This window comes from Salinibacillus aidingensis (assembly GCF_039522525.1).
Lineage (GTDB): Bacteria > Bacillota > Bacilli > Bacillales > Alkalibacillaceae > Salinibacillus > Salinibacillus aidingensis.
Window position 1 is genome coordinate 391,009 of record NZ_BAAADO010000001.1, and the last position, 12,156, is coordinate 403,164.

11 protein-coding genes and 6 tRNA genes are annotated in these 12,156 nt (G+C 39.1%); 4 read left to right on the forward strand and 13 right to left on the reverse strand.

Going from position 1 to position 12,156, the window contains the following annotated elements; genetic code table 11:
* Positions 1 to 100: 100 nt before the first annotated feature.
* From ABD006_RS02105 to ABD006_RS02150, 10 genes are all read right to left on the reverse strand, one after another.
* Positions 101 to 712 carry a superoxide dismutase gene (locus ABD006_RS02105; protein WP_343837022.1) on the reverse strand — a complete coding sequence of 204 codons (612 nt, stop codon included), beginning with the start codon at positions 710 to 712 and terminating at the stop codon, positions 101 to 103.
* 252 nt (positions 713 to 964) lie between these two features.
* A tRNA-Phe gene (locus ABD006_RS02110) sits at positions 965 to 1,040 on the reverse strand.
* A gap of 3 nt (positions 1,041 to 1,043) precedes the next feature.
* Positions 1,044 to 1,136: transfer RNA gene (locus ABD006_RS02115), tRNA-Ser, on the reverse strand.
* A 6-nt stretch (positions 1,137 to 1,142) separates the two neighbouring features.
* A tRNA-Ile gene (locus ABD006_RS02120) sits at positions 1,143 to 1,219 on the reverse strand.
* Between the two features lie 22 nt (positions 1,220 to 1,241).
* Positions 1,242 to 1,317, reverse strand: a tRNA-His gene (locus ABD006_RS02125).
* Between the two features lie 10 nt (positions 1,318 to 1,327).
* A tRNA-Met gene (locus ABD006_RS02130) sits at positions 1,328 to 1,404 on the reverse strand.
* Positions 1,405 to 1,407: 3 nt separating this feature from the next.
* A tRNA-Asn gene (locus ABD006_RS02135) sits at positions 1,408 to 1,482 on the reverse strand.
* 219 nt (positions 1,483 to 1,701) lie between these two features.
* Positions 1,702 to 3,345, reverse strand: a complete 1,644-nt coding sequence (locus ABD006_RS02140) for a Na/Pi cotransporter family protein (protein ID WP_343837024.1) — start codon at positions 3,343 to 3,345, stop codon at positions 1,702 to 1,704.
* Between the two features lie 217 nt (positions 3,346 to 3,562).
* Positions 3,563 to 5,260, reverse strand: a complete 1,698-nt coding sequence (locus ABD006_RS02145; protein ID WP_343837026.1) for a methyl-accepting chemotaxis protein — start codon at positions 5,258 to 5,260, stop codon at positions 3,563 to 3,565.
* A gap of 76 nt (positions 5,261 to 5,336) precedes the next feature.
* The gene (locus ABD006_RS02150) at positions 5,337 to 5,975 is read right to left on the reverse strand and encodes an NfeD family protein (protein ID WP_343837028.1); all 639 of its coding nucleotides are present in this window, start codon (positions 5,973 to 5,975) and stop codon (positions 5,337 to 5,339) included.
* 115 nt (positions 5,976 to 6,090) lie between these two features.
* On the opposite strand from ABD006_RS02150, the gene ABD006_RS02155 reads away from it, so the two are divergent.
* Positions 6,091 to 6,471, forward strand: coding sequence for a LysM peptidoglycan-binding domain-containing protein (locus tag ABD006_RS02155; RefSeq protein ID WP_343837031.1), 381 nt, complete (start codon positions 6,091 to 6,093; stop codon positions 6,469 to 6,471).
* A 120-nt stretch (positions 6,472 to 6,591) separates the two neighbouring features.
* The gene (gene ispG, locus ABD006_RS02160; RefSeq protein ID WP_343837034.1) at positions 6,592 to 7,698 is read left to right on the forward strand and encodes a flavodoxin-dependent (E)-4-hydroxy-3-methylbut-2-enyl-diphosphate synthase; all 1,107 of its coding nucleotides are present in this window, start codon (positions 6,592 to 6,594) and stop codon (positions 7,696 to 7,698) included.
* Positions 7,699 to 7,765: 67 nt separating this feature from the next.
* Here ispG and ABD006_RS02165 read toward each other — a convergent pair whose 3' ends face one another.
* Positions 7,766 to 8,215, reverse strand: coding sequence for a DUF4190 domain-containing protein (locus ABD006_RS02165; RefSeq protein WP_343837036.1), 450 nt, complete (start codon positions 8,213 to 8,215; stop codon positions 7,766 to 7,768).
* Between the two features lie 152 nt (positions 8,216 to 8,367).
* On the opposite strand from ABD006_RS02165, the gene ABD006_RS02170 reads away from it, so the two are divergent.
* Positions 8,368 to 8,649 (forward strand): DUF2624 family protein, encoded by a 282-nt coding sequence (locus ABD006_RS02170; RefSeq protein ID WP_343837038.1) that lies wholly within the window; start codon positions 8,368 to 8,370, stop codon positions 8,647 to 8,649.
* A 91-nt stretch (positions 8,650 to 8,740) separates the two neighbouring features.
* Here the strand turns inward: ABD006_RS02170 and ABD006_RS02175 are convergent, their stop codons facing one another.
* A complete protein-coding gene (locus ABD006_RS02175; protein ID WP_343837041.1) occupies positions 8,741 to 9,634 on the reverse strand; it encodes a deoxyribonuclease IV in 894 nt (297 codons plus the stop codon).
* Positions 9,635 to 9,636: 2 nt separating this feature from the next.
* Entirely contained in the window at positions 9,637 to 10,983 is a 1,347-nt protein-coding gene (locus ABD006_RS02180; RefSeq protein WP_343837043.1) for a DEAD/DEAH box helicase, read from the reverse strand.
* Between the two features lie 172 nt (positions 10,984 to 11,155).
* On the opposite strand from ABD006_RS02180, the gene ABD006_RS02185 reads away from it, so the two are divergent.
* Positions 11,156 to 12,103 (forward strand): 4-hydroxy-3-methylbut-2-enyl diphosphate reductase, encoded by a 948-nt coding sequence (locus tag ABD006_RS02185; RefSeq protein WP_343837046.1) that lies wholly within the window; start codon positions 11,156 to 11,158, stop codon positions 12,101 to 12,103.
* The last annotated feature ends 53 nt before the right edge of the window (positions 12,104 to 12,156 follow it).

Here is a 12,156-nt window from a genome sequence, read left to right on the forward strand (position 1 = left end):
ACCTTATTTTCTTCAGAAACAATAACGATATTCAGGTTACAGAGAAAAGAGGTCATAAAAAAAGCAGGGCACAATGCCCTGCTTTTTTTATACAGTTTTATTATTTTGCTGCCTGATAGCGCTTTTCAACTTCATCCCAATTTACAACATTCCAGAAAGCTGCAATATAGTCAGGACGCTTATTCTGGTACTTAAGATAATAAGCATGCTCCCAAACGTCCAGTCCTAAGATTGGTGTTTTGCCTTCCATTAGAGGAGTATCCTGGTTAGGCGTACTTGTGATTTCAACATCTCCATTGTTCACAACTAACCAAGCCCAGCCTGAACCGAAACGTCCAGCTGCAGCAGCTTTAAATTCTTCTTTAAATTTATCGTAGCTGCCAAACTTAGCATTAATTTTCTCCGCAACTTCACCTTTTGGTTGTCCGCCACCATTTGGTGACATTACTGTCCAGAAAAGACTGTGGTTCGCATGGCCACCACCATTGTTACGTACAGCTGTACGGATATCCTCTGGAACAGCATCAAAATTACCAAGAAGGTCTTCAAGAGACTTGTCCTGCAGATTTGCATGTCCTTCAAGTGCTGCATTAAGTTTTGTTACATAAGTATTATGGTGTTTTGTGTGATGAATGTTCATCGTTTCTTTATCGATGTGTGGTTCTAAAGCATCGTATGCATAAGGTAATTCTGGAAGTTCAAAATTAGCCATTATAAATTCCTCCTTTTATTATATGTAATGCAAAGGAAAACATCATCCATATAGTGTTATTCCTTTATATTAAGATTAACAATCGTATTCACATGATGCAACAATTTTGCTGTATATTTTCCCACACATGTTAATTATGACCAAAAATCCAACGGCTCAGTACCGTAAATATTAAATAACGTAAAAAAGCAAGCAGATTTTAATCTGCTTGCTTTATATTACTCTATCGGAAAGGAGACATTCATTTTTATATGGTGGCTCGGGACGGAATCGAACCGCCGACACACGGATTTTCAGTCCGTTGCTCTACCGACTGAGCTACCGAGCCTTATGGCGGAGGAGGAGGGATTCGAACCCCCGCGGGCCGTGAAGCCCCTGGCGGTTTTCAAGACCGCTCCCTTCAGCCGGACTTGGGTACTCCTCCGTAATTTGGTGGACCCTGCAGGATTCGAACCTGCGACCGATCGGTTATGAGCCGATAGCTCTGACCAGCTGAGCTAAGGGTCCTTATGAATCATTCTTTTCTAAATGGGGCGACTGGTGGGAATCGAACCCACGGATGCCGGAGCCACAATCCGGTGCGTTAACCACTTCGCCACAGCCGCCATATGTAATTGGTAGCGGCGGAGGGGATCGAACCCCCGACCTCACGGGTATGAACCGTACGCTCTCGCCAGCTGAGCTACGCCGCCATATGGCTCCACCGGCAGGATTCGAACCTGCGACCGATCGGTTAACAGCCGATTGCTCTACCACTGAGCTACGGTGGAATAATAATAATGGATTGAAATAAATATTGAATTTCAGCGACAAGATACAATTTAACATGTTTAGCTTAATGTGTCAACATTTATTTCGTGATTAATTTCAAGAACATATGTAAATATAGCATGTCCCCCTTTATGTTTCAAGGGGTTTTTAAAGATTTTCTTTATAAAATAGAAAATATCCCGTATATTCATAAAACGGGATATTTTCTTAAAAGGGTATTACTCATTCATTTTATTTTCTTTTCCTACTAGTTCCTGAGCAATGTTAACGGCATGGTCCCCTATTCGTTCCAGGTTACTCAGGATATCTACAAAGACAATACCTGCAGATCCGGAACAAATTCCTTCATTCAAACGCAAAATATGCTTTTTACGGTATGATCGCTCCATTTGGTCGATTTGTTCTTCTTTTTGAATCACATCCATTGCTGCCTGATGATCCTGTTCTTCAAATGCTTTTAATGCCTGTTTTACAGTTACCAGTGTAAGGTTATACATTTCATTCACATCTTCCAGTGCCTGTTCCGTTAAATGGACCTTATTGGAGATTTTATAATCCACAAGCTCTACAATGTTTTCAAAATGATCACCAATACGTTCAATATCTCTTACATTATCCACTACAGATGAATGCAGATTACTTTCAGGTGTAGATAATGAAGATGTTGATATCTTACCTAAATAATCCGTGATTTTCCTATCAAGATTATTGATAGCATCTTCCATGGATAGGGCAAGTTCAGAATGCTTCTGATGATTATTGTTCAAGTAAAGTCTTGTTTCTTCCAGTCCTTTCAGGGCAAGATCTCCCATACGAATCGATTCATCCTTTGCCTGTCCGATAGCAATCGATGGGGATTGCTGAATAATAAGTGGATCCAGATGCATCGGTTTGGAATCTATAACTGCATCTTCGCCTGGGATAACTTTGGTTACTAAATACGCGATAAATCCAACAAACCAAATTTGAAGGAGTGTATTGGTTATGTTAAATGTACCGTGAGCGAATGCAATTGTAGATCTTGGATTTAAGTTCAGCTGTGTCTGTAAATAATCCACAAAATGAGTAAAAGGCGTTAACAAAATTAAGAATAATGCTGTACCTACCAGGTTAAAGAAAACGTGGGAAAGTGCAGCACGTTTTGCCGCAACACTTGCTCCCAGTGCAGCCAGGATAGCCGTAATGGTTGTACCAATATTATCACCAAATAATACTGGTAATGCCGCATCAAGACCAATTGCCCCCTGTTCTGCCAGTCCCTGCAGAATGCCAATCGTTGCACTTGAGCTTTGTACAATAAACGTAAAGACTGCCCCAATCACAACCCCAAGCAGAGGAATTTCACTCATGCTTACTGTCAAATCCTGAAATGCTTGCAAACTCCGCAATGGAGACATTGCTCCTGACATTAAGTCTAAACCATAGAATAGTGAACCCAGACCAAAGAATACCTGTCCTGCGTAGGTAAGTCGTTTATTTTTAAAGAAGAAGATTAAAAATGCACCAAGAGCTATCATAGGAAGGGAATACTGATCAATATCAATACCAATGATAAATGCTGTAACCGTCGTACCAATATTTGCCCCCATAATAACTCCGATAGCCTGTCTTAATGTCATGAACCCAGCGTTTACGAGACCAACAACAAGAACGGTAGTCCCGGAGCTTGATTGAATTAAAATGGTAACAATAATACCTGTTAAAACGCCCATAAAAGGGTTTGTTGTAAAACGATCTAATATATCTCTAAGGCGATCTCCAGCTGATCTTTGAAGACCATCCCCCATGTATTTAATACCAAAAAGAAAGATACCTAAACCACCGATAAATTGAAATATTAATGTTTGTACATCCAGTTCCAACGTTTGTACACTCCTTATCCAAAATCAAAGTTGTCTATTTCTTTAAAATGCCTATATCATTATTAATGAAACCGCAGAGGTTTGTAAAGGATTTTCGAAAAAATTTACACTATCTTAACATTAGGTTATAAAAATCATTTTATTCCACTTATCCTGCCCATTATCGTTTAAATATAAAAAATCCAGGTCCGTAAATGGACCTGGATTTTTTATTGTTTTACTTTTTACTTGTAATTACTGTGGATAATGATTTTCCAAGGACCAGCAGCTGCATTCTGATTTCATCGCTCTCATTCATAACAGCCTGTTGCTGTTCAGCCGTTTGATAAAGTTTACTTACTGAACGTATTGTTTCAAACGTATTATGATTAAAATTCTCAAAAGCTTGTTCTAATTCAGGAATAACAACTTCCGTTTTTTCTACTTCTTCAGCACTACGGTTGATATGTACATTTAATTCCTCAATTTGCTTTGCCAATTCATTGAACGTATAACTAGAATTTTTGGCATTTATTAATTGTGTTGACAGTTCCTTAGATAACGTATGAAACTGTGACATAAAGAATTGACCCATATTTAGTGTATCCATCACCTTTTGATCAATTTCCATTGCTGCTTCCCTTGAACTTTCTGCAAGCTTTCGCACTTCTTTAGCAACGACGGCAAAACCTCTTCCGTGTTCACCTGCCTTTGCTGCTTCAATCGTTGCATTCAAAGATAAAAGCCTTGTTTTTTCTGATATGTCCTGAATCATACTACCTGCTATCTTTATATTATTTGTATAGTCCTGAAATTCCTCAATTTTATGCCCCATAATTTCAATGCTGTCATGGAACGATTCCAACACTTGAATTATGGACCGAACACTACTCGTTCCATCATCTACTGCATCATTCATTTTTTCTTGTTTTTTACGCATGGTATGAAACTCACTTAAGAGCATACTCATGGATTCCTGCAATTTTTGGAAGCTTTCTTTATAGTTTGAAAAGTTCCCTTGTATATTTTTGGCATTATCTTTAACATTTAGTAAGTCATCTTTCATAGATAATTGGGTCGCAGCTAAGTTATCTGATGATGATGATAATTCCTCTCCTGTATGATTAAGTTGGGCAACCGCACTCTCAATATTTTGGAACATACTCGAAATCGTATGAATTAACATTTGAAAACTTTTGTTTAACGAACGAATTTCCGGAATATTGCTATTAACCGGTTGTACTTCATTGAATTTGCCATCACGCGCTCTTCTCATTTCATTTCTCAATTCTCTGAGCGGATGTGTGATTTTCTTCATCACCAGAGCAAGTACAATGGAAATGACAATTACACTTATAAGTCCAACGGTTAAAAAATATTTAGCTAATGAGTTAGCAGAAGCCAGTATGTCCCGTTCAGGTATCGCAATTAAAACTGTACCCTGTAATTCCTGGACTTCTGCAAAAGCAAATAACCAGTTTTGATTGTTCATCTCCCCTATAAAGGAGTTATCTTCCTGAGACCTTACATTTTCTATAATAGCTTTATTAATTTCCACATCTTCAAGGTTTCTGTTTTCCAGTTCCCGGTTTTCCCCATTATTATTTATGAAAAAGAATCTTGCATGGAAATCATTTTGCATAAGTTTAATCTTTTGATCCTCAATTGCATTTATCATCTGCTCTTCAAAAGATTGGTTATTTGAGATATAAGCATACTTTAAATTTCGGGCCGTTTGCCTTATGATAAAGATTTCCCGTTCCACACGTTCCTGTACCAGAGTATAATGACTCTCTTTAACTTTTGAATAAGATAAAAAACCTATTGTAGATAAAGAAATAATAATTAAAATAAAAACCGTAATAATAATTCGAAGTAAAAAGGTCATCTTTTTCTTATTTTTTGATTGCTTTTTTAGTAAATATCTCCAGTTCACCTATGTTCCCCCTTTTATCCAACACAAGTATGACATGCTTTTGTTAAGGGGATATGAAGTTTTTGTTAATGCTCTCTTAATTTTCCACCAATTCCGCCAGTTCCACCATTATTTTTGTCCCATCCACTTGTGTAACCAAGACCTCTGTATTTCGATCAATCCATTTCCCATTGGAGACTGCACTATATTCATTTTCACCTATACGGATGGTTCCTGCGGGTCTCAATTGTGTAACCGTTACTCCCTTCTCATGAACAAGATTACGATAGGATTTTTTCATAGTATGATACCCGGCTTCATTTGTCAGACGGTCAAACAGAGTTATTTTATTCCACATATTTCTTGACGGGAACACCTTCAAAAAAAGGAAACTGGAGCTTATGCCTAGAATTAAACCTGTAATACCATAAGCACCTGTTAACCAATGTCCGGGAATTAGTCCAATGATCAACACCATCATTAGTATGGCGATCACTGACAATGTTCCGTCATTGGTTATGTTCCCGTCAATCATCAATAAGGCAAGAGCCAGCAAAAAGATAAACGTAACTAAAAAAGTGTTCATACTTTCTAAATGAGCCTGAAAATACACGAATATAAAACCGAAACCTAAAAGACCTGAAATCCCTCGTAATTTAACCAGAAACTCACCCATGAGTAGCATAAAGCCAAAAAAAGTTAAGATTAGTCCAGCAAACGTTGAGCTTAAAAACATAACCAGTCACCCCATTATCAACGACCAGATTTCTTACTTTACATACGGAATAAATGCCGAAAATGTTTCATTTCTATGGATGATTTTTTAGTGTCTAAGTAAAGGAGGGAACAGCTTGAAGCTTTTAAAGAAGCTCGTACTTATTATCATTGTCCTGTTATTTATAAGGAGTATTATTCACGATATAACTGTAGGTACCGCTACGAAGTCTCAATTTCAGGAGAACCCGGCTGCAGAAATGAACAACAAAGAGGATACTCCAGCCAATGCATCCACAGACCGTGAGATCGACCAGGAAAACGAGCCCGAATATAGACCTGTTACACACACTGTCAAACCTGGTGAAACCGTCCTTTCCATATCTGAAAACCTTAATGAAGAGCCGGTAGAGATACGGACATTATTGGATGATTTTCAGACATTGAATCCTGAAGTCAATCCAAATGAGATTCAGATCGGCGAAACCTACTTTTTCCCTAAATACAGCAACGAGTAACTAATGATTTTAAAAACACTTTTCCGGCATATTTACTTCTCAAGTTCAGGATAAACCGATATAATAATGGTAGATGTTTGTTTAAAAATTTTTAATTGTAAGACGTAAAGGAGCGTTATTATGTCCGAAGTCATACATCGTCAGGATACAAGACAGGTTCGAGTTGGAGATTTAACCATTGGTGGTAAAAATGAAGTGGTCATCCAATCCATGACTACAACAAAAACACATGATGTTGATGCTACAGTGAATCAAATTGGTCAATTAGTTCAAGCTGGCTGTCAGGTTGTGAGAGTAGCATGCCCGGATGAAAGAGCAGCCAACGCCATTCCTGAAATCAAAAAAAGAATTAATATTCCACTCGTAGTAGATATTCATTTTGATTATCGATTAGCTCTGAAAGCGATTGAAGGTGGAGCGGATAAAATTCGCATTAACCCCGGTAATATTGGAAAAAGAGACAAGGTGGAAGCTGTAGTGAATGCAGCCAAGGAAAAAGGGGTTCCTATCCGTATTGGGGTTAACGCAGGTTCACTGGAAAAGCATATTCTGAAAAAATACGGTTATCCTACCGCAGATGGCATGGTCGAGAGTGCATTGCATCATATAAAAATTTTAGAAGACCTGGATTTTCATGACATCATAGTGTCACTAAAGGCTTCTGATGTATCTCTTGCTATTGAGGCTTATGAAAAAGCCGCCAAAGTGATTCCTTATCCACTTCATCTGGGGATTACTGAATCAGGAACCTTATTCGCAGGTACAGTAAAAAGCGCTGCTGGTTTAGGGGCTATATTAAGCAAAGGAATAGGAAGCACCTTAAGAATTTCATTAAGTGCCGATCCTGTTGAAGAGGTGAAGGTTGCCCGTGAATTGCTAAAATCCTTTGGTTTGGCTTCCAATGCAGCTACACTCATTTCCTGTCCGACCTGTGGCCGCATTGAAATTGACTTAATATCTATAGCCAATGAAGTTGAAGAATATATTTCAGAAATACGGGCACCTATTAAGGTTGCTGTACTTGGCTGCGCCGTAAATGGTCCAGGTGAAGCCCGGGAAGCCGATATTGGCATCGCAGGGGCAAGAGGTGAAGGTCTGCTCTTCAGACATGGAGAAATCATTCGAAAGGTACCTGAAGACATCATGGTTGAAGAGCTGAAAAAAGAAGTTGATAAGCTTGCAGAAGAATATGCCAGGGAACAAAAACAGAACAAGGTAGAAGTTTAAAACAAAGTACAAAAGCCCCCGATAATCGGGGGCTTTTGTGTAGTGGATATATTTCCGGCTCCAGTCGTCAGACAAATGGAGCTAAGAATAAGTTAATCACGATAGCAGCTATACCTGCAACAATCGCGATATTACCCAGTGTATCTGCACCTCTTCTTTTTGCCATTACACCAACCACGATACCTGCAATACCCATGACAAGCGGCCACATGAAGAAGGCTAATAAGGACAGGATAATTGCAGCCCATCCCCATCCGGCTTCTGCCGTTTCCTCCATGTGTGTTTCACGTTCAGCCATTTGCGTGCGATCATCAAGTTCATTGGGACTGATAGCTGTCTCAGCTGCAAACTCTTCTTCACGCTTCTGCTCGTCAAAGTTTCGGTCTTCTGCCGATTCAAAATTGGTATTTGCACCCAGCTGACCCTGAGAATAATAATTGGTATTTCTTTCGTCCGGACGCCAGCTGTCATCTGCATAGGATCTGTGTTGATTATTTTTATTGTCATGTGAAGTCATGATTATCCCTCACTTTCCAATGAAGAGGTACAATCTTATCATGTGCAGATGGGTAAAAATCTTACGTGTCATTATTAACCAATCTTTTGTGTTCACATTCAAATCTGCTCACATATAATATACAGAAATAAAAAAAATTGAGGTTGATAACTGTGAAACATATTATTCGTCAAATTATACGTGAAAAATTAGCAGGTTTAACTGCCAATGAAATGATTCAGTATGGAAAACAGTACGGATTTTCGCTGACACACAGTGAAGCAGACCAAATGACGAAATATATAAAGAACACATCCTTTGATCCCTTTAACGAAAAGGATCGGATTAAAATCCTGAAAAAGATAGCACAAATTAAAGATGAAGAGACTGCCAAAAAAGCAAACCGATTATTTAACGACTTAATTAAAAAATATGGAGTTGATCATTTGTTTTAGCTTTATATAAAGCACGCCCCATTGAACACAAGTAATGTGCGCAATGGGGCGTGCTTATCCCGCATGACCTGAACAGTCGCCTCCGCTTTTCTTAATCACCCATAATTTTATTTTTCATGTCTTCATCGAATTCTTTGGTGCGGAGCATTTGAATTTCATGCTTATATGGTGGCTTTTTGTTTTTCTTGTCTTCTCCTACATATGGAGTTTCCAGTATTTTTGGTAAGTGTGTGAATTCTGGATGATGGACCACATAAGTTAAGGGTTCAAAACCAATCTCACCAAAACCTATATTTTGATGTCGGTCTTTTTGTGCTCCTCTGACATTTTTACTGTCATTTATGTGCAGCACTTTAATTCGGTCGAGTCCAACGACCTTATCAAACTCTTCCAGCACTCCATCGAAATCATGAATCACATCATAGCCGGCATCATGGATATGACAGGTATCCATACAAACGGACAATTTCTCATTATGAGTTACACCATCAATAATTCGAGCGAGCTCTTCAAATGTACGTCCACATTCGGATCCTTTACCAGCCATGGTTTCCAATGCAATTTGTACATCCTGTTTTGGATCAATGACTTCATTCAGACCTTCAATGATTTTGGCAATTCCCTTTTCAGCTCCCTCTCCAACATGGGACCCTGGATGTAGAACAATCTGTTTCGCACCAATAGCCTCTGTCCGATCGATTTCTGATTTTAAGAAATCAACACCAAGCTGAAACGTCGCCGGCTTTGTAGTATTGCCAATATTGATGATATATGGTGCATGAACAACAATTTCTTCTATTCCATTCTCTTTCATGTGGGCTTTTCCAGCTTCTATATTAAGTTCATCAATCGCCTTACGCCTCGTGTTCTGTGGTGCACCCGTATAAATCATAAATGTGTTCGCATTATAGGAAACGGCTTCCTCACTTGCACCTTCCAGCATCTTTTTTCCTTTCATGGATACATGAGACCCTATTTTAAGCATACTTATCTCCTCCCCCTGTTTCCTCTGTTTTTATTTTGCTGTTGCTGCTTTTTCTTCAGCTGCTTTTTCACCTGCTCAGCTTCTTTTTTCATTTTCTTTTTATAACCGGGCTTTACTTTTTTCTTTTTCCGGACTTTTTTCCAGGCCTCAGCTTCTAACTGATCATTCTCAGACTTTTCTCTTTTTCTGCGCTGATCCCAATCTTTAATTTCAACCCATTCATTGTTCTTAATATCATAATGGGTAAAATCAATACCTTTACTTTCGAGTTTTTCAATCAGCTTTTCATCCTTATCCTTATAGAAGCTGACGGCTGTCCCCTCCAGGCCTGCTCTAGCTGTCCTGCCCACACGATGGATATAATCTTCTGGTTCTTTGGGTAATTCAGCATTAAAGATATGACTGATCCCAGGTATATCGATTCCGCGTGCAGCCAGATCTGTAGCGACAATATACTGGTATTCCAGATTTTTAATATTCTTTAGCGTCCGCTTTCGTTCACGGGGAGTAAGTCCTCCATGCATAATTCCGGTTTCCAGTCCTTTTTGAATCAGCTGATTCGCCAATTCGTCTGCATGCTCTTTTTTGTTGACAAAAATTAAGGCAAGATATGGGTGAATAACGTTTGTTATTTCCACCATTAAGTCAGCCTTTTCCCTGTGCCTTAATGGAATTAACCGGTGTTCCATCGTTTCCGGGACAAGACTCTGACCCGTAATGGTAATATGCTTTGGATTTTCAATATATTTTTTCAGGAAATGTTGAAGCTGAACCGGGAATGTGGCCGAAAACACCATTATTTGCAGCTTTTCAGGCATTCGGACTAAAATCTGGTCTGTCTCTTCAATTAATCCTAAATCAATAAGCAAATCGGCTTCATCAATAACCATGGATGAGGCTGTATATAAATCCAATGCCCCCTCCATAACTAAGTCCAGAATACGTCCTGGTGTGCCAACGATAATGTGAGGCGGACGCTTGAGCTTATCCATCATTTTCTGCTTATCTGTTCCACCGATGATCAGTTTGGCCCGGATGCTTTCTTCCTCGTCTGCATACTCAATCATTTTCCTGACCTCATCATAAATCTGCATGGCCAGCTCACGAGTTGGAACTGTGATCACAGCTTGTACATGATTATGCGTAACATCTATTTGATTAAACAGAGGCAAAAGGTATGCATGTGTCTTTCCTGAACCTGTATGTGACTGGCCAATTAAACTCTGCTTTTTTAACGCATAAGGGATAACCTCCCCCTGTATAGGCGTAGGTTCTCTGAAGTTAAGCTTATCAATAACTTCATACAAAAACGGCTGAAATGTAAAATCTTTAAAAGTACGTTGACTCATATAAGTGGTCTCCTTTTTCATTCGTGCATATATATTATATTAAAGTATACATAAATTTGCCAATGTCCCGTGAATTCTTTTGTCTTAATGACTCCTAACCTTTATAATGAAAGAAACAGGTTAAAACGATACATACATGATTTCAAATAGATTTTTGAGGGGGAATCAATCTATGGAAGTTATAAAAATTGCTCCGCGTGGGTACTGCTATGGTGTTGTTGATGCTATGGTCATTGCCAAGAATGCAACAAGAGATAAAAACCTGCCTCGCCCTATTTATATTCTCGGTATGATTGTCCATAATAATCACGTCACGGATGCTTTCAAAGAAGAAGGCGTCATCACTCTCGACGGAAAAAATCGTGCGGATTTGCTGGAAGACATAAACGAAGGTACCGTTATTTTTACAGCCCATGGAGTGTCACCGGAAGTTAAAGAACGTGCTAAACAGAAGGGATTAACCGTTTTAGATGCGACCTGTCCGGATGTGACCAAAACCCATAACCTCATTCGAGATAAGGTGAAGGAAGGATATGAAATCGTTTATATCGGAAAAAAAGGACATCCTGAGCCTGAAGGTGCTGCCGGTGTGGCTCCTGAGCATGTATATGTGGTCCAAACAGAAGAGGATGTAGAACAGCTGGACATTCATGCAGACAAAATTCTAGTGACTAACCAAACCACCATGAGTCAGTGGGATGTTTATGATGTCATGCAGAGAGTAAAGGAAAAATATCCACAGACAGATATGGTTCAGGAAATTTGTATGGCAACACAGGTGAGACAGGAGGCTGTCGCTGAACAGGCTAAAGAAGCAGACCTTACAATTGTTGTCGGAGATCCAAGGTCTAATAATTCCAATAGACTTGCACAGGTATCTGAGGAAATTGCCGGCACAAAAGCCTACCGTATTGCTGATTTATCCGAGTTAAAACTGGAATGGCTGGAAGGCAGATCCACAGTAGCAGTAACAGCAGGTGCCTCCACACCAACACCGATTACAAAAGAGGTTATTAAATTTATTGAAGGATATAACCCAGCTAACCCGGACACCTGGGACACCTCTTCTAATGTGGAGAAACAAAAAATCCTTCCTAAAGTAAAGGAAAAGAAAGCCTAGCAAATACAAAACCAAAAACGAGGCTGGGAAAAAAGTGCTTTTGCTAAAAATAA

What these genes read in the sequence shown, in the direction of transcription:
- ABD006_RS02150 (WP_343837028.1), bottom strand. Translation starts at nt 5,975, where the DNA reads ATGTTTTTAAGCTCAACGTTTGCTGGACTAATCTTAACTTTTTTTGGC.
- ispG (WP_343837034.1), top strand. Translation starts at nt 6,592, where the DNA reads ATGTCCGAAGTCATACATCGTCAGGATACAAGACAGGTTCGAGTTGGA.
- ABD006_RS02165 (WP_343837036.1), bottom strand. Translation starts at nt 8,215, where the DNA reads ATGACTTCACATGACAATAAAAATAATCAACACAGATCCTATGCAGAT.
- ABD006_RS02175 (WP_343837041.1), bottom strand. Translation starts at nt 9,634, where the DNA reads ATGCTTAAAATAGGGTCTCATGTATCCATGAAAGGAAAAAAGATGCTG.
- ABD006_RS02185 (WP_343837046.1), top strand. Translation starts at nt 11,156, where the DNA reads ATGGAAGTTATAAAAATTGCTCCGCGTGGGTACTGCTATGGTGTTGTT.
- ABD006_RS02180 (WP_343837043.1), bottom strand. Translation starts at nt 10,983, where the DNA reads ATGAGTCAACGTACTTTTAAAGATTTTACATTTCAGCCGTTTTTGTAT.
- ABD006_RS02105 (WP_343837022.1), bottom strand. Translation starts at nt 712, where the DNA reads ATGGCTAATTTTGAACTTCCAGAATTACCTTATGCATACGATGCTTTA.